At 65.9% G+C, this 17501-nt stretch carries 18 protein-coding genes; 10 read left to right on the forward strand and 8 right to left on the reverse strand.

Annotated elements, in window-relative coordinates; translation table 11 throughout:
* Window positions 1-267: 267 nt before the first annotated feature.
* The 9 genes from ACQZ2A_RS08880 (at window position 268) to ACQZ2A_RS08920 (ending at window position 8929) form a co-directional block, all read left to right on the forward strand.
* Window positions 268-582: a hypothetical protein gene (locus tag ACQZ2A_RS08880; RefSeq protein ID WP_430209697.1), complete on the forward strand. Its 315-nt coding sequence runs from the start codon at window positions 268-270 to the stop codon at window positions 580-582.
* Window positions 579-788: a hypothetical protein gene (locus tag ACQZ2A_RS08885; protein WP_430209700.1), complete on the forward strand. Its 210-nt coding sequence runs from the start codon at window positions 579-581 to the stop codon at window positions 786-788. The genes ACQZ2A_RS08880 and ACQZ2A_RS08885 overlap by 4 nt, the downstream gene beginning before the upstream one ends.
* Window positions 788-2209, forward strand: a complete 1422-nt coding sequence (locus ACQZ2A_RS08890; protein WP_430209702.1) for an AAA family ATPase — start codon at window positions 788-790, stop codon at window positions 2207-2209. Before ACQZ2A_RS08885 ends, ACQZ2A_RS08890 begins: the two co-directional genes overlap by 1 nt.
* A 274-nt stretch (window positions 2210-2483) precedes the next feature.
* A complete protein-coding gene (locus tag ACQZ2A_RS08895) occupies window positions 2484-2687 on the forward strand; it encodes a hypothetical protein (RefSeq protein WP_430209703.1) in 204 nt (67 codons plus the stop codon).
* Window positions 2688-2773: 86 nt separating this feature from the next.
* Window positions 2774-3364, forward strand: a complete 591-nt coding sequence (locus tag ACQZ2A_RS08900; RefSeq protein ID WP_430209706.1) for a hypothetical protein — start codon at window positions 2774-2776, stop codon at window positions 3362-3364.
* A 518-nt stretch (window positions 3365-3882) separates the two neighbouring features.
* On the forward strand, window positions 3883-5934 hold the full coding sequence (locus ACQZ2A_RS08905; protein WP_430209709.1) for a hypothetical protein: 2052 nt from the start codon (window positions 3883-3885) through the stop codon (window positions 5932-5934).
* A 28-nt stretch (window positions 5935-5962) separates the two neighbouring features.
* Entirely contained in the window at window positions 5963-7546 is a 1584-nt protein-coding gene (locus ACQZ2A_RS08910; RefSeq protein WP_430209711.1) for a right-handed parallel beta-helix repeat-containing protein, read from the forward strand.
* 41 nt (window positions 7547-7587) lie between these two features.
* Window positions 7588-8094, forward strand: a complete 507-nt coding sequence (locus ACQZ2A_RS08915) for a hypothetical protein (RefSeq protein ID WP_430209714.1) — start codon at window positions 7588-7590, stop codon at window positions 8092-8094.
* Between the two features lie 445 nt (window positions 8095-8539).
* Entirely contained in the window at window positions 8540-8929 is a 390-nt protein-coding gene (locus tag ACQZ2A_RS08920) for a hypothetical protein (RefSeq protein WP_430209716.1), read from the forward strand.
* Window positions 8930-8956: 27 nt separating this feature from the next.
* Here ACQZ2A_RS08920 and ACQZ2A_RS08925 read toward each other — a convergent pair whose 3' ends face one another.
* The 8 genes from ACQZ2A_RS08925 to ACQZ2A_RS08960 form a co-directional block, all read right to left on the reverse strand.
* Window positions 8957-9652, reverse strand: coding sequence for a hypothetical protein (locus ACQZ2A_RS08925; RefSeq protein ID WP_430209720.1), 696 nt, complete (start codon window positions 9650-9652; stop codon window positions 8957-8959).
* 572 nt (window positions 9653-10224) lie between these two features.
* On the reverse strand, window positions 10225-10950 hold the full coding sequence (locus ACQZ2A_RS08930) for a helix-turn-helix transcriptional regulator (protein WP_430209722.1): 726 nt from the start codon (window positions 10948-10950) through the stop codon (window positions 10225-10227).
* Window positions 10951-11030: 80 nt separating this feature from the next.
* The gene (locus tag ACQZ2A_RS08935; RefSeq protein ID WP_430209725.1) at window positions 11031-11546 is read right to left on the reverse strand and encodes a hypothetical protein; all 516 of its coding nucleotides are present in this window, start codon (window positions 11544-11546) and stop codon (window positions 11031-11033) included.
* A 286-nt stretch (window positions 11547-11832) separates the two neighbouring features.
* Complete coding sequence (locus tag ACQZ2A_RS08940; protein WP_430209728.1) at window positions 11833-12147, reverse strand: hypothetical protein; 315 nt, start codon at window positions 12145-12147, stop codon at window positions 11833-11835.
* 653 nt (window positions 12148-12800) lie between these two features.
* Entirely contained in the window at window positions 12801-13259 is a 459-nt protein-coding gene (locus ACQZ2A_RS08945; RefSeq protein ID WP_430209731.1) for a helix-turn-helix transcriptional regulator, read from the reverse strand.
* Window positions 13260-13321: 62 nt separating this feature from the next.
* The gene (locus tag ACQZ2A_RS08950; RefSeq protein ID WP_430209733.1) at window positions 13322-13828 is read right to left on the reverse strand and encodes a hypothetical protein; all 507 of its coding nucleotides are present in this window, start codon (window positions 13826-13828) and stop codon (window positions 13322-13324) included.
* Window positions 13829-13908: 80 nt separating this feature from the next.
* Window positions 13909-14331 carry a hypothetical protein gene (locus ACQZ2A_RS08955; protein ID WP_430209735.1) on the reverse strand — a complete coding sequence of 141 codons (423 nt, stop codon included), beginning with the start codon at window positions 14329-14331 and terminating at the stop codon, window positions 13909-13911.
* Between the two features lie 26 nt (window positions 14332-14357).
* Window positions 14358-14585, reverse strand: a complete 228-nt coding sequence (locus ACQZ2A_RS08960) for a hypothetical protein (protein ID WP_430209738.1) — start codon at window positions 14583-14585, stop codon at window positions 14358-14360.
* 303 nt (window positions 14586-14888) lie between these two features.
* Here ACQZ2A_RS08960 and ACQZ2A_RS08965 point away from each other — a divergent pair, with 303 nt between their 5' ends.
* Window positions 14889-16055, forward strand: coding sequence for a tyrosine-type recombinase/integrase (locus tag ACQZ2A_RS08965; protein ID WP_430209741.1), 1167 nt, complete (start codon window positions 14889-14891; stop codon window positions 16053-16055).
* Window positions 16056-17501: the final 1446 nt, after the last annotated feature.

Here is a 17501-nt window from a genome sequence, read left to right on the forward strand (position 1 = left end):
AGACGTGTGCCACGTCGCGTTCCGCCTCAAGGCCCACGGCGCCACTGAGGAGGACGTGCGCGACCTCCTCGGCTACTGGTCGACGACCGGGGTGCGCCGGCTGCGGGCCTTCGTGAATGGCATCTCAGACCGCGACCTTCGCGCACACGTCGCCCTCGCTGACGCCGAGCTGACGCGCCGTGGTCGCGGTGACCTGATCTTCACGCGCACTCCCCGGCGGTGGCCGTGGCGTACGTCTACCTCCCAGCACATGGGAGGTGCCGTCGGATGAGGCGGGAAAACGAAAGCCGCCCCGCGGGCAACGGGACGGCGATCAGGAACACGGGCGAGCGTTCGGACTCCATTCTCCCACAGGTCAACCTCGTCACGCTCACGCCACGCGAGCGAGACTTGTTCTGGAGCGGCTACCAGTCGGGCTACTGCCAGGGTCACGAGGCCGGCGTTCGGTTCGCCGACGACCAGGCCGCATCTCTGCACCGCGAGGCCGTGCGAGTCGTGCACTTGATGGCCGGCCTGCCTGAGGTGGACCGGGAAGCGGCACGCGAGGCCGCGGCACGCCGTGAACGGCGGTGGGCCTCATGAGTCGGCTGCCTGTCTACATCTACGAGCACACCGGCCGTCACGTCCTCGTCTGCGGTCCCATCCGTGACTGGCTGAGGCGCAACGGCATCCCGGCGACCCGGTCCGCCGTCGAGCGCGGCTGGTGGATCCGCCGTGAGCGGCTGGCCGACCTCGTCGCCCAGCTTGAGATCGACGGCTACACCGTCCGTCCGCGGGGGGTGCGCTGATGGCCTGGCCCGACCTGTATCCAGGGTTCACCGAAGACGACCTTCGCGCGTCGGATGCCTTCATCACCGACCGCCAGAAGCAGCTCGCCACTCAGTACGGGGATGACGCGTACGCGGACCATGAGGACGGCGAGCACGTGGCCGGCCGGCACCCGTGGTGCCTGTCCTGCGAGTGCGACGCACACCCGATGCCCGACTCCTGGCGCGGCGAGGACCGGTGGCTGGAGAACCGAGAAAAGGTCATCAATGGCCGGCTCGCTCGAGCCGTGATCCTCGGCCGGAAGCCACCGGAGAAGCGCGAGAGCAACCCCGGAGACTTTGCGGACGTCGCAACCCTCGGTGACCTCCTGGCGCGGCCGGACGAGCCGCCAATGCGCGTAGACGGGCTCATCCCGTCCGACGCGTCCACCCTCGTTGTCGCGCAGCGCAAAACCGGCAAGACGACGCTTGTACTAAACCTCGTGCGGTGCCTCCTCACGGGCGAGAAGTTCTTGGGCACGTTCGAGACCAGGCCCGTCGCGGGCCGTGTAGCGGTCCTCAACTACGAGGTGTCTGCTGCCCAGCTCGCCCGCTGGGCGTCCGGGCATGGCGTCGACGAAGACCGTCTGGTGATCGCGAACGTGCGTGGCCGGCGCAACCCTCTGGACGACCCGCAGGACCGCGACGCGCTCGCCAAAACGTTCCGGGCGCTCGGTGTCGAGTCGGTCATCGTCGACCCATTCGGGCGCGCGTTCTCGGGCAAGAGCCAGAACGACTCCGGCGAGGTCGGTTCGTGGCTGCTGAGCCTCGACCGGTTCGTCCGCTCCGAGGTCGGCGCCGTCGACCTGGTCCTGACCGCGCACGCTGGCTGGAACGGCGAACGGACCCGCGGCGCATCAGCGCTTGAGGACTGGGCCGACGCCATCGTCACCATGACCCGGGACGACGCCACCGACGCCCGATACCTGCGCGCGGTCGGGCGCGACATCGACGTCGCAGAAGACCGGCTGGCGTTCGACCAGACCACACGCACCCTCTCCCTCAGCGGCTTCGGCTCGAGGAAGGCCGCTACCGCCACCAAGCGGCTGTCCGAGCTCGCAGTGCTGGTGGTCCGGGCGGCGCGTGAGGAGCCGGGCGCCAGCGTTGCCGACCTCGAGACCGCGGTGAAGGTCATGGACGACTGCCCTGGCGTCCGCAACGGCGAGGTGTCCAAGGCGGCCAAGTACGCGAGAGAGCAGGGCCTGCTGCTGATCGAAGACGGAGGCCCGGGCAAGCGCTCGCGCCACTTCGCCATCGATATCCCCACAACCCATCCCAACCCCTCCCGAACCCATCCCCGGGATGGCCACCCCAACCCCTCCCACCCCTCCTATAGGGGAGGGGTGGGGGTGGGGGCGGGTCCGATCACTGACCACTCCCCCGTCGACGAGGTTGCGTCATGAACCCCCAGCAGAAGGAGAGCCGCGTGACCACGACGCACAGCGTCCCCGGCGTGTGCGAGGGCTGTGGCGGCAACTGCCAGCCCCAGAACCGCACCTGCCGGCACTGCGCCATCCGGCTCGGCACGTACCGGGACACCCTGGCTGCGGCGCCCACACCCCCGCCCTTGCCGGACCCCCCAGTGGCGAGCCTCGGCCGCTACCGCTGCCGCTCACACCCGGACCACCCCGTGTCCTGGCGCGGGACCGGCTGCCCCGACTGCGCGAGGGAGGCGGCATGACCACCCGCCGCATCGCCCTCAGCTTTGAGGACTTGCAGTACCTCACCGCGGCGGCCTCACTCCTCAGGGAGTTCGCCGATGCCGGGCCGGCCAGCGTCATCGAAGTCACCGACGCCTTCCGCTCGCTCGCCAACCTCATCGACCGCGTCATCGACGAAGCCACCCAAGACGCCGCTGAACAGATGGAGGACCACACATGACCGACTCACGCCCCCCGCCAACGCACAACACCACCCCAAGAACCGCACAACCCCCAAGCAACACCAAACCCCAAGCAGGAGAAGACATGAGCACCGACAAGCACTACAGCTACAACCCCAACCCCCTCATGGACGAGTACACCGCCGCCCAGCCAGGCCACGCCAAGGCCCAGGCCTCCGTCACCGAACCGCCCAAACTCTTCGACGGCGGCACCAGAGACCTGCCCAGCGTCACCGCCTCCGGCATCGACCCCAACCTCCTCATGCGACTGCCCTACGGCGTCAGGCACGCCGCCGCCTCCGCCCCGGACCTGCCCACCGTGCACGGCTACTTCGACGAGTTCGCCGGCCACCCCGGCGCCGAAGTGGGCCACGACGGACTCCGCGACGCCCGCAACCGCTTCAACCAGTGGGCCCGCGAAACCCCCGACCCCCGCCCCGATGACGTCCAGGCCGCAGAAGCCGACGCCCTCTACACCCAGATCGCCGGGAGCAACGGCTGGCCCACCAAGACGATGCAGCAGCGCGCAGCCGAAGAGGCCGACCGCAACCGCCAGCGACGCGAGCTCGAGGACAGCTTCACGGCTGCACTGCGCGAGGAAGGCGCTGCGTGGGCCGAAAGGAACCGACAGGTCGCCGACCGTATGCGAGAGAGCAATGGACTCTTCCGCCGCTGAGGCAGGCACAAGCCTGAAGCCCCAGACCCGTAGCCAAGGTCAGCCGCTAACCCCATCGCGCACCGGAAGGGGTGGGGGCAGGGTCCCCCACCCCAAGGGTTGGAAGGCGATGCGGGTTGGCAGCACACTATCTGCGTGGGCCAAACGCTCGTCTTTCGAAAACGGTGGAGAAACCCGTTATGGCGTGCGCTGAGTGCTCTGGGCCGCTGGCTCCGCCGTCGGGTCCGGGCCGGCCGGCGGTGTACTGCTCGCCGACGTGTCGACGGGCGGCGGAGTACGCGATTCGGCGGGCTCAGGTGCTGCTGACTCGGGCGATGCGGGCGGAGCAGGATGCCCGGCTGGATGTCGCCCGCGGTTTTGGGCGGCGCGGAGTGGACGAGGTCGTCGGCTTCTGGGCATCCGAGGTGGCCCGGCTGCGTGAGGAGATGCGGACCCTGCTCGAGGGGACCGATACAGACGAGAGCTCGCCCGGCACTGTGCCGCCGCGGGCCTGATGAACGACTGAAGAGGAGATGGGCATGGCTGGAGCAGAAGTGGTCGGGAGCATCGTGGGCTACCTGAAGTTGGACGCGGACGACTTCCACCGGGAGATCACTCGCGCCATCGCTGAGGTGAAAGTCCTCAAGGGGATGGACGCCAAGGTCCACGTCGAAGCGAAGGGATCGCGTTCTGCTGAGCGCGACCTGCTGAAGGTGGGTTCTGCGGCGAAGGTCGCGGGCAGGGCCGCTGGCGGCGCAGGAGACGCCGTCGGTGGTCTATCGGACTCGTTCAGCGGGCTGACCCGTGGAGGCATCTACAGCCCTGCGGTGATCGTTGGCGGGCTGGCGGCGGCGGTGGCGCTGCTGGGGCCTGTGACGGGCGCTGCGACGGCTGGCGTGGCCGGTCTGACGGGCGTGGTCGGGACCGGCGTACTCGCGTTCCAGGGGTACAAGAAGGAGATCGAGGACGGCACCGCTCTGGGGTCGGCGTTGCAGGAGCAGATCGGTGGCTTGCAGTCGACGCTCGAGGGCCTGTCGCGCACGGCGTCGTCGTCGATGTCGGGCGGGGTGCTGGCCGGTCTGAACGACCTCAACGACTACCTGCCCACGCTGAACGATGACGTGGCGATGCTGTCGGCGTCGCTGGGTCGGGCGTTCCGCACCTCGACGACCGGGCTGATTTCTGGGCTCGAGAACGCGATGCCGCTCCTTCAGGACGGTGGGAAGTACGCGGAGATTCTGGCGCAGAAGTTTGCGGACTTCACTGCCTCTCAGGACTTCAAGGACTTCGTTGCGTACGCCCGGCGAGAGCTCCCGGAGGTTGCTTCGGCTATCGGCGACCTCGTCGTCGGCGTGAAGGATCTAGCGGTGGCGCTCGCCCCGATCGGTGAGCTGATGGTCGACACCTTCGCCGTGAACGGGCAGGCGATGACGCTGATCGGCAAGGGCATCCCGGTGCTGAACGCTAGCGCCGGCTCGTGGGGTGCGCTCGGTGCGGCTTTCGTCGACACCTCCAGCAGTGCGGACCGGGCAAGCGCCGCCCTCGCGGCGAACACCGATTCGGCCGTCGCGTTCGCCAACATCCAATCCCCGCTCGCGGCCGGGCTCGGCACCACCGACGCCGCCCTCGCGGCGCTCGAGGAGAAGAACCGCAAGGCCGGTAACACGGCCAACGACGCCACCTTGGCGATGCAGCTCCAGGGTGATGCCGCTGGCCTGCTCAAGCAGCAGTTGGATCTGCTGAACGGGAAGTCGCTGAATGTGGCTCAGGCGCAGACCAATGCGGCGTCGGCGACTCTCGGCCTGACGAAGTCGTTCAAGGACAACGGGACGACGCTGTCGACGAACACGCAGAAGGGCATCGAGAACCGGCGCGCGATCGAGGCGAAGATCAGCGCGGATCAGGCCCTGGCGGAGGCGACGGCGAAGGCGACGGGGTCGACGAAGGCCGGCACGGAGTCGCTGAAGACGTCTAAGGGTCAGCTTGAGGACACGCTTCGGTCGCAGGGCCGGCTGACGGGCAAGGTGCAGGCGTACATCGACAAGCTGTACGCGATCCCGAAGAAGGTTCCGCCGACGAAGCTTGAGGTGCAGACCGCTCAGGGCCTCGCCAGCCTCAAGGCGTTCCAGACGGCCATCGACAAACTGCGCGGGAAGACGGTCACAGCGACGGTCCGCTATGCGTACGAGGGGCGACGCCCGAACGGTGGCGTGTCCACGGCTGGCGGGCAGACGTTCGCTGATGGTGGCACGGTCCGGTCGCGGATCCCGGGCTACGCGGGCGGCACGATCATCGGCCCGGGTTCGGGCCGGTCCGACTCGATCCTCGCTGGCATCGCTGGGACGCCGGAGTTGATCCGGGTCAGCAATGGCGAGTTCATCTCGACAGACGCGTCTCGCCGCCGGAATCAGGCGGCGCTTGAGGCTGCGAACAACGGCGCGACCCTCGGTGTCGTCGGTGGCGCCGCCGGCGGCAAGGTCGACCTGTCCGATGCGTCGCTGCACCGGCTGGCCGCGATCCTGTCGACGCGTCCGATCGTCACGACCGTGTCGTCCCGTCAGATCGACGCCGCGCTCGCAGCTGGCATCTGACGACCTCCACACTCTCGCAAAGGAAACCATGAGCACCTACACCTTCAAGCCCGTCCCCGTCTGGGGCTCCCCCGGACAGTTCGGCCGCATCGGCGCCGCCCGGTCCCGCACCTTCCCCGTGACGACCATTGCGGGGGCAACGGCCACTGTCGTGCAGGGCGGCACGACGAAGGCCGGGTACATCGAGTCCGACGCAAACGGGCTCATCCCGGCATTCACCACAACCGACATCCCTTCCGTGCAGGTCGACTTCGGCATCGGGACAGTCGTCATCCACTCCCTCGAAGCCATCACCGCTGGTGCGTCCTCCGCGGCAGCGGCCTCGTCCTCGGCGACCGATGCGGCGAACTCCGCAACCGCAGCTGCTGCTGCGGCGTCATCGGCGACAGTGTCAGCCGGCAACAAGGTCGACAAGGGCGCCCTGATCTTCAACGCCAGCGACTACGGCGTCACAGGCGACGGCGCCACCGACGACACCACCGCGATCCAGTCCCTCCTGACCGCCGCCCGAGCAGCCAAGGCCCGCATCAAGTTCGGCTTCGGCAAGACACACATCGTGTCCGCCACCCTCAACCCGGCCGGGGTCGTCATCGAAGGAAACTCCTCGACCCTGAAGGTCAAGGACGGGCTCAGCGCCACCCTCAACGTCCTCCAGTCGGCGGCGCCCTTCAGTGCCACCGGCTTGACCATCGACCTGAACAAGGCGAACACCCTCGCCCCGGGCGCCGACACGCAAGGCGTCGGCATCTACCTCGCCGTCACCTCTACCGGTTGGACCGGCAAGGCCGTCCTGCGGGACATCCGCATCGTCAATGGCCACCAGGTAGGCCTGCGCGTCTCGAGCTCCACCACGGTCACCGACGCCGAGACCGTCACCGCCTTCACCCGCACCGTCCTCGACTCTGTCGTCGTCGAGAACTGCAAATGGGGCATCTGGGTCAAGGGCGTGCGCGGCGTCACCCTCATCGACCCCCACGTCACCGGCTGCGCCTCAGACGGCATCTACGACTACGCCTCGCGCGACACCTTCGTGCAGGGCGGCCTCGTCGACACCGCCGGCGGTCATGGGTTCGTCAGCCAGTACGGGCACGCCACCAAGGTGGACGGCCTCTCCGCACTCGGCTGCGCCGGCAGTGGAATCGCATTCGGTGGCGGGTCCACCACCATCACCGAAGGTCGCGACTTCACCATCAAGGGCTGCACCGCCATCGGCAACACCGGACACGGCATCACCCTGGACCCCACCAAAACGGGAGCAGGTGCGGCCCCAGTCGCCGTCGGCGCGTCCGTCACCGGCAACGTCTGTAAGGGCAACGGCATCCACGGCATCTACCTCAACAACGCCAAGGGCGTCGCCATCACCGGCAACACCTGTCGTGGCAACACCAACGCCGGCATCGGAATCGCCGGCTACCAGACCGCCATCGGCGCCAACGTGTGCACCGGCAACGCACGAGGGATCGCGTTCTACGGCAACGCCTCCTTCCCGAACTACGGCCAGCATCGGGTCGCGCCTAACGTCGTCACCGACAACTCGACCTCGAGCTACTACGTTGAGTCGGCATCTGTGACGGCGCAGTTTGCGTCGGTCAGCGCTACCCCGCCGGAGTGAGCGGGGTGGCAATCTGTTCTCGACGACAGTCAGGAGGGGCCATGCGAAGCGTGATGATCACCTGTCCAAACACAAACAAGCCGGTCGACACCAGGTTCGGCCTGCCCTACGAGATGTTGGCCTCGCAGCCGATCGAGACGGCAAGTTTCGACTGCCCGGAATGCGACAAGTGGCACATCTGGCGGATGGAAGAGGCGTTCCCAGGCCCAGAGCTCGAGGGCCAAGAGGCCTCTTTCACGTTGGTCAATCGGTTCGAGAACGAGCACGTGAAGGTGCTGGACCTAGTGACGAACGATGAGGGATTTCCACAGATCAAGAACACACACTTCACCGACTGTCACTTGATCGGGCCGGCCATCCTCTTCCCCCGCACGGACCTTCGATGGAACAGCATCGTGCGCAGTTCCATGTTGATGATGTGCGCGGAGGGTCAGTCGTACGAGGGGCTCATCGTGGTCGACAACGGCAGCTTCGACCGCTGCACGTTCGAACATGTGGGAATCGCCGGGACTATGGATGTCTTGGATCGCCTGCTCGGTGCGAACTGAGAAGGCCCCGTCGGGTACTACCGCGTCAGGTGTCGCCACGGTGCGCCTGCCCTACGTGCCGGGTCAGCGACCAGCAGCGGGCGCCGCACTTGTCACACACTTGCGACGGGGCGTCGTCGCTGTCTAGCCAGCGGTCGACGGTCGAGGGCAGCCAAACGTGTCGTCCTCGCGCAGTCACGAAGTCCGGTGTAGGCAGCCGCCCGATGTCGCGCCACCGCACTGCCGTCGGGGCGCTGACGCCGAGTCGCCGAGAGATGGTCTCCACCGTTTCTAGTCCGGGTGGCGTCCGCGATCCCTGGCCTGTCCGGAACGGCCCGTGCGGCCTCGTCGCGACGCGCACAACGCCAACGCGCACTCCTGCGGCCTCCGCCACCTTCGCGAGGCTCTGACCGGCTCTGCGGGCGCCCACCCACGCCTCAACGACTGCGGCGGCGGGGAACGGGCCGTGGTCGACGGTGACGCGGCTGACGACCTGGTGCTTCACGCCTTCGGCTGCGGCGATCTCCTTAACGGTCAGTCCGCGACGTCGAGCTTCGACCCAGCGTTGCTGCCGCTCGTCGGCCACCTCGAGCATGAGGTCGGTGACACCCAGACGCTGTGTGGGGCGCGGGAAGGGGCCGTAGTTGCGGGTGGCTCGCCGGACGGTTTCAACGTGAACGCCTGCGCGGCGTGCGATGAGCGCGGCAGACTCGCCAGCACGGCGTCGTGCCAGCCAGTCGAGCGCTGGGTGCGAGGACACAACGGAATTGTCGCCCCGACGGTCGATTTCACCGTGCACCCGGGAACCGTATCTAGATCTTCACCGCCGCGCACTGCGCCGGCAGCGTTGGAGTGACGGACCGCGCGCCCCGAAACCTCGGTCCTAGATCTGAGGATCGCGCAGCTCCTCGGGGCCCGGTCCCCGCAGCCCTCGCACGCCATCGCCAATCACACGCTTGCCCATACGGTCAGCCACCAGGAGGCCGTCCCCGCGCCGCCACCACCCGCGTCCATTGACATCCGTGAAAGACACCGCCATCCCTGCGCCTCGCACGAGCCGGAAGTCCTCTGCGTGCGGCCCAACGCGAGTCTCTACGACCACATGCGCTCCCGGCTCGACCAGGTCCTCGCCAAGGATGCCGGCGAAGTACCACTCAACCTCGACCGTGCCGCCAAAACGCCACCGGGTGGCGCTCAGTTTGTAGGGCTCCCAACCGAGTATTCTCGTGCGCTCTCGATGTTCCCCATGCAGCGGGCGCTTGATCGAGCGACTGACATTTTCGGCCCTGACATACAGATTCCCAGGACGGATCGCCAACGGGCTTCCGTTGAAGAGATTGACTATGAGCGTCTGGTGGAGTGCACCTTCACTCAGGGGCGATGGGCGCTGCGTGTACCGGAACGTGACCTGCACTAGGCGCGCTTGGCGGGTTTGCTGATCCTCAAACTCTCGGCGGCGCTGCTTCACGGACAGCAGGTAGGCATAGCCGGCTACGGTCGCAGCGCAAGCGGTCGCTACGGCCGAAACCGAGGCTGGATTGAAACCCCACGCTGGATCAATCTGCATACGCAGCTCCATCTCCGCCGAGCCGGCGCGCGATAAGCGCAACCACCTCGCCTGCCGTCCGACGAGCGAGCCAGTCCAACCCGAGGTGCCTCACGGCTGCTTACTCCGAGCCGGCCGTTGGCTCTGCTTCTACCCCTGAGACGTCGCTTCGGCGCAATACCGGTAGAAGGATGGGAGGTAGACCAAATTCGTTTGGAAGCCGGTGAAGTGCCTCGCGGACGTATGGGTAGGCCATAAATAGCGCGACCTCCCGCACGTACTCGGAGACTAAGTCGTCTGAGGGCCGAACGCCTTCGCGGAGCCCAAACTCCATTATGTGTACGACCTCGACATGCGCGACGGGCTCTGTGCCAGGTTTCCCGTCCTCAGGACCCTCATAGTCGATACGGCTTGTGAACAGCACAAGCAGACTGGAGTTCGGCTGAAGGTAGAACTGCGGTAAGGGGTTTGAGACTTTGACCGTGAGGTCCGTTGGCGGCGTTCGAAGTACTTCGCCCGTAAACTTCTGCAACCGGAGGTCGCGAAGCTCTACGGCCCCGACCAGCGTTTCCAGTGTCAGGCCGTTGTCGGGACCCTGAAACTCTTCAGGCACCGGGAGTTGCCCGTTCTCCCCGGGTCAAATGGGCGCTCCAAGTTACAGCGTCCAGCGGGTCGCCCACGTACGAGTCGCCAACGACGTCCGACCTAAAGCACTGGACGAAGGCCACTTGTGGCATCCAGCCGGCACCGACCATCTCTGGCACGGCCCGTAGGTCTCGTGCCACCGCGACGAGAGGTCGCGAAACCTCGCCAGGCTCGGACACAGTCTGCCAACGACGATCGAGGTAGCTCTTGGCTTTTGCCAGGCATGCATCTACCTGCGCAAGGACGGGTTCGCTCGCCAGGTTCTCATTCATGTCCATGCCGTATACCCGCTCAAGCCACTCAACGACATCGGCCCATTGCCACACCCTCGAGGTCCGCACGTCGCTTCCCACGGTGGCGAATGGGGTCGGAAACGCATCGCTAGTTCGCTGGGTCCACTTGCGGACAGCTTCTCTCGACACCCCAACTCGTGAGGCAATGTCGCTTTGGGTTACCAGATCGCGCTGGACTCGACGGACCTGCGCCTTCGGAAGGCGGTGCTCGATCTCGCGGGCCGCCTCTACGACTTCGGAGGCGGGATCGGACGAGCTTGTGAACACTGTTGCCGTCACGATGCCGTCGGTCGACCCCCACAGCAACCCGTGAAAGTACATCGCGAGCCGCTCCAAGGTCTCCTCGTTCTGCAGGTCGACCCCTTCGACCTGCAGACGCACAGCAGCGCTCATGTCACTTCACCTTCTCGGACGCGGCTACCACTCCTCGCGAGTGGCGTCAAGCATGGTTGACACTTGACAACTTAGTATGCCTAACGCTCGCGCGCCACCTCTTCGTTCCCATCGTGAACGGTCCGCAGCTCGGATATCCGTGCGAGGAGGGAGGCGGCTCTCTCCTTCAGAGCTCGCGCGAAGGCACTACGGGCGCCCCGCAACCCAGCCTTCGCGTGCTTGACCTCGTGCTCGGCCCTATCTAGCACGGCCTCTGCGTCGTCCCCATCTCTCTTCAGATCGCCAAGCGCTCGGGTTGCCGACTCTTTCTGGGTCGAGGCTTGCATCAGAAGTTCATCTAGCGCCCGTAGCGTCGTCTCGTCCGACAGCGCGTCTTCCGCCATCACTAGCAGTTCTGCACGCTCCGCGGCCGAACTGCTAGCCGACAGAGAGGCCGCCGCGTCGATCAGGCGTTCCGCCTTATCGAGATGACTTTCCGCTGCGACTAGTGGGTCGATCGTCTTCTCGCCGTGCGGACAGCGGTCAACCAACTTCTTGGCCTCCTTCGCGGCGGCCTCAGAGTTGTCGCCGGTAGAGAAGATCAAGTACTTGCACACTCCGGATGGACACTTGATCGTGCCCCAGCTGTGACCGCGATGCGGAACCAACGACCAGCCTCGACTACGAGCGGCCTGCAGCACTCCCTTCCACCATGGCTTCTGATGGTCAGGCCAGGGCGCTGACGAAGTCAGTTCCACCCCAGCCTCCTCGATGCGTACAACTGTTCGGTACGCCGCTCATACTTGCAGATGGCGATGCCAACTCATCATGGAACTTTTCCATCATCGCTGTTGAGGCGGCGCTCAAGCCTCCACAACTGCAGCGGCGAGCGATGCGCGAGCCCTAGAGGTACGGCGACCATCTCTCCAGTTCTGACGCCAACGCCACATAGCTCGCGAACCGTGCGCCCAGGGCGTCGTCGCACTGCTTTGAGTCTGAAGGCTCCGACATTGCCTCCCCGCAGGCACTCTCAAGGTCGGTATCCACCACACCCTGTAGGGCGGCACTGGTATCGGAGACTAGGCCCTGCATGGAGGAAGGGATGTCAAGCGCGGTGAGGTCTCGAAGCGCCGTCTCGGCCTTCAGCCCAGCGGTTACCTCGTTGGTGTAGCAAGTAAGCCGCTTCGCTTTCTCGAGCGGGTCATCGTCCTTCAGCACGAGCGCCAGCCGACAGCTTGAAGCTTCTTCGTAGACGCCACGCCACGACTCGATACCGCCCGCGATGATCGAAGCGACTTGCTCAGGCGTTGCGGCTGCTGAGGACGACGAGGTTGTAGGCGTAGGTTGCGCAGGTGGTGATGCGCTATCGCCCTCCGAACCGGCGCACCCTGCAATTAAGAGCAGCGATACACATCCCACGACCATCCCCCGATTTGGCATGCCCCGGTGTAACAGAAAGTGGACGCCCTCGTCTACGGCTCGATCTTCGTGACGCAGGAGTCGCGGCGTGCTGGAGGCTTGGCGTTTTCGGGTGGAAGTCTGAGCGCGGTCGCTCTCCCCTGCGGTGGTCTAGTCCTCCAAGTGCCGGTAGCGGCTACCCCGCGTCTTCTCGCTCGCGAACGGTTGGCCCGCCTCCTGTTTCCCCACACTCGACAGGTGAGCCGCTGCGATCTGTTCGACCTGCTCAGGCGTGAATCGAATCTGCCTAGCAATTCGCACGTGCGGCCAGCGATCGGCGTTGCGAAGGATGTAGCGATCCGATGGCAGGTCGAACAACTCGGCCACCTCCACGGGCGTGAGGTAGACAGGTAGGCCGGCGTCGCGGAGGGCGGCACACCGCTCCGCCACGCTGGGTCGACGCTCCGTCACGGCTACCACCACTGACCGAGCGACTTGACCCATTCTTCAAGGTCTGCCGGTCGGACTGAGTAGCGCCCAGTCGGCCCGTGGCGTCCGGCCTTGAGCGGTGGGGGGTACTCCCGCGGGTTCGTGGCCTTAATCGCCTTGAGGATGGTCGACGGCGACACACCCACCGCCTGGGCTGCCTCACGGACCGTTAGAGCCATGCGCGGAACTGGCTGCTTCTTCATGGCATCCCAACTGTCTTCCTCAAGTGGCCGCAGTCCCGGCTCGATCAGCTTCTGCCCCCACTCATAGACGTCAGAGCTAAGGATGGCGTATTTGCCTCCGTACCCGTGCTGGCCGGCAACGGGCAGGATCGGCGGATAGGGGTGGGTGTACGGATCGGTCTTATGCACGGCTCTAAACAGCAGTTCAAGGTCCACCTGCAAGAGCTGGCGCACTTCGGTGAAGTTGTACGAGAGCCGCATCACGCCAGTGTGCCGCCGGGAGTCGCTAGGTAGGTAGGCGTCCCGGCGGCACGCCGAAGCGCCTAACGACTCAGCCGCTCGAACTCGTCCACGACCCTCTGCATGGCGCTGATCCACTCGCGGGCCATCGGCAGCGGCACACCCTCGGCTTGAGGCAGCCACATGGTGGGCCCGTTCTCCTCAATGGCGATCTCGAACTTGTCGTCACCCACCCAGGCGGCGCGCTGGTGCCAGCTGTCTTCGTCGCTCGTCTCGGATAGCGGGTTGGCGAACCGGTGGTCGTTGCACCACGGCGGGCAGCCTTGCAAGGTGGCCTGCGCGTGCTTGATCCCATCCAGGAGCCCGAGCCTCCACGCGGCGGCAACCCTCGTAGATGCGTCGGTCTGCTTGGTCGGCGTCATCCCTCGCGTCACGCTGTGCGCGCGACGCTGGAGACAGCCTGCGACGTCGGCGAGGAACCATCCGACCCTGCCGCTCCAGGCGAATGGTGGGTTCCCGCTCGGCTGGTCGTCCATCTGAGTCGCGGTGCTCAGGTGCTCGTTCTGCGTCTGCTGCATGCTGTCGTTCACGGTCGTTCTCCTGGTCTCTTCAGGGTGTGCGGTCGAGGCCCCGGCTCGGTGTTCCAGCACCGGTCGGGGCCGTCTTGCTGTTAGCGGTTTCTCCTTTCCAGGTCGCGCCAATTGAGGAAGATCTGGACCTCTGCGGGTGAGACGAGATATGCGTGGCCCGGGCGTACCGCCGGGAGGTCACCGCCGCGCGCGGCCAGGTACAACAGCTCGTAGTTCACCGAATAGAGGGCAGCCGCCTCCTTCAGCTTCATGAGCCGACGACCGTCGGGCGTCGTCTCTGGAAGGTCACCCAGTCGGACCTGCGACTCCTTGAACGGCAGTGGTTGATGTTCCTGGAGCAAGCGAACCTGAACGGTCCCCTCCCGCTTGTAGCGCCCTTTCGTGCGCTTCCCGAGGATCGTGGACGCGGCGATGCCGTCGGCCCACACCCCGTCACTCGTCTCGACTTGGACCGGCACGCCGGGCCGGATCTCACGGTCGCGTCTCGTCTCGTCGACATCCACAGGAGGGATTGGATCATCGGTCGAGGTCACTGGCACGACTCCGCGTGGTCGAGTCGGCGCTCGGCACGGAACCACAGCGCCACGTCCGCCCAGGCCACGACGGCGTGGACACCCACCGTCGTCAGCGCGTACAGGCGCTCGTACGGGTCCATCGCGGCCTCGTAGCGGAACGCCCACACGAGCGCCCCGACGAACGCGGCGATGGCGGCGAGAAGGTAGAGGGCGGGACGGAGATGGCTGGGGATGCGGAACATGGGTCTCCTCGAGCTGAGGAGCATGAGCCGAAAGCGAATAGCACGTGCGTAGCACGGCCAGACGCGCAAACGGCCCCTGCTCTGCGTTTCCGCAGGTCAGGGGCCGTTCCGAACTGGTGGGCGATACTGGGTTTGAACCAATTCTTGAAGGATTATCTCCGGCCCTCGCATACCCTACCCAAACGGGTAAACTTGCAGGTCAGAGGGCATGAGCCGATTGGACAACCGAGGACACCAGCGGACACAGAGCGACTTCTATATTCCTCATATGTTCCTCGTGAGGCGACACTGGGAGGACACTAGGTGGCGGCCACATCGAAGCGGACCCGACGTGGGTTCGGACGGGTCGAGCGGGTCCGCTCGGGCCGCTACCGAGCTGCATACACCGGTCCCGACGGGCTCCTGCACCGCGCGCCAGTCACGTTCAACGCCACAGACGACGCCGTCGCGTGGCTATCGGCCCGCCGGGCGGAGATCGCGATGGAGCTTTGGGCACCCGACGCTGCGGCACGATCGGCCCGCAGCCGCGAGATGCCTACCTTCCGGGCCTACGCAGAGGACTGGTTCACCACTCGTCGGGTCAGGGGCCGGGAGCTGCGGCCGCGGACGAAGGCCATGTACCGGGGGATGTTGGACCGGCATATCTACCCAACCTTCGGTGACATTCCCATCGATCGGATCTCGCCCGAGGACGTCGGCGCTTGGTACGACACGCTGACACCGGGCCGCGAGACGATACGGGCCCACACCTACAGCCTGTTGCGAACCATCTTCGCGAGTGCCGCGTCCACCCGCCCCACTCCCCTGGTCCCCTACAACCCCGCGACGATCCGTGGGGCCGGCATTGCGCGTCGGGTGCACCAGGTCGAGCCAGCGACACTGGCCGAGCTCGAAGCCATCGTCGGCGCAATGCCGGACCGCTACCGCTTGATGACCCTGCTCGCAGCGTGGTGCGCCATGCGGTTCGGCGAGCTCACAGAGCTCCGGCGGGGCGACATCGACCTGCGCAACCTCCGCGTCAAGGTCCGCCGGGGAGTCGTGCACGCCGGAGGCGCCTACATCATTGGTCCGCCCAAGAGCGAGGCCGGCATCCGCGACATCGCCATCCCGCCGCACCTGCTGCCAGCGCTGCGGCACCACTTGGCCGAGCACACGGGGTCCGGACGCGAGGCGCTGCTCTTCCCGGCTGCCGCGAACGTCGAGCAGCACTTGGCTCCTTCAACGCTCTATAAGGTCTTCTATCCTGCGCGCCGGGCCGCCGGTCGCGAGGACCTGCGGTGGCACGACCTCCGCCACACCGGAGCGGTCCTCGCGGCACAGACCGGAGCCACCCTGGCCGAGTTGATGCTGCGCCTCGGCCATTCCACCCCGGGGGCCGCGATGCGCTACCAACACGCGGCCGCCGGTCGCGACGCCGACATCGCTCGACGCCTCTCCGAACTCGCCCGTGCCGCCAGTAGTACCAAGTGAGGCGAGGACCTCAGCGATGAAGACCGGCACGCGGGCCGTCTCCCATTTCTCGCCGTCGTCAAACCGAGAACGACAGGCACTTTCGGCCCTGCCGCGGCGGAGGCATTGCGAAGTGTCTTCGTCCGACGGATAAGCCTGACTAGGACTCGTCGAGAGCCGTCGGATCGAGTTTCGATCAGAAGGGCTGCTCTGAACTCTTAGTCCTCAAGCAACGGCTTCGGATCGGTTAACGGCGAAGAGCGGACGTGTCAATGTGCGATGGGCGAGCAAGCGCCACAGCCAGCGTTCCCGCGAGCAACAAGGTCGCGCCAAACCACATGTGCGGGGAGGGGTTATCAACGTCGAGGACCCGCACGTGACTCGCCAACGGAAGACTAGAACCGTACTCGATGGTGCAAAGCAGCAAACATGTCGTCACGCCCGCCGAAGCTATGGGACTAACGAGCACAAAGCTGACGAGAGTCAAGCCAACAACGAATGTCAGCGCTCCCACATAGCCACGCACGTGCGAACCGCCTAAGACTGCGTACGTTCCGGCAGAAACAAGGACGGTCAGGACGGCCACGACGCTCGGAGTCCACTCCACTCGGCGGATTGCGCGTCTTACGGTCGGCGCCCTCCAGTTGCGCATCGAGAATGCCAGTAGTGCACTTAGAGCGACTAGCCCTAGCCATGAAGGGATAAGCGCTGTGTCCTGACCACCAAGCAGCGCGGGGATGCGTACCGGTGCGTCTAACCGCGTTTGCATTGCCGCGATGCCCGCAGATACGACAAACAGCGTAAAAGCATTGAACGCCCTAAGAGCCAGTAGCATCGCAAGCTTCTTGAATTACCTGTGCAGTTCTTCGATTAATGCCGAGAGCGGGTTGGCTCAAAGACGCAGTGAACTCGTCGACCTGGGCTGGGTCGCACCGCCACCATTGCACCAGGGCTAGCGCTACCACCGACGGCCTCAAAGACTCGGGGGTCGCTGGGTTCCATTCGAGCGTCACCCCACCATCCCCCGCGCGCTCGGACCACGTTCTTGGAGTGGCCAACCCCGCCTCGTCCGCCGCTGACGTCAACGCCGCGGCAGATTGGCCGAAGTCCGTCAGGCCAGCAGCCGCCTCGGGCCAAACGCACGCTCGGACCGAGTCAAACGTCCGACAAACGGTGGCCCCCTGCCGCGGCTGCGCAACCAAGTCTTGGTCCGCCTCCGGGACAACTAGAGCAGGAGAGATCACCACAATTGGGGCGAGCAATGTCACAGCCCATTCTCGCAGACGTCGCCCTTCCCCCGAACTCAGGCGGATGACGAGCGAAAGCGCCAGCACGCTGAGCGCCATCACGCAGGTGAGCAGGCTCAAGCTCAGCGACAGATCGGAGGGCTCTTCCAACCTAGTGCAACACACGGCGAATGTTGTCGTGACGTTACTGACCCGACCACCCGTCCAAAGGCTGATCTGG

Origin of the sequence: Phycicoccus avicenniae (genome assembly GCF_050496545.1) — a bacterium.
GTDB lineage: Bacteria > Actinomycetota > Actinomycetes > Actinomycetales > Dermatophilaceae > Phycicoccus > Phycicoccus avicenniae_A.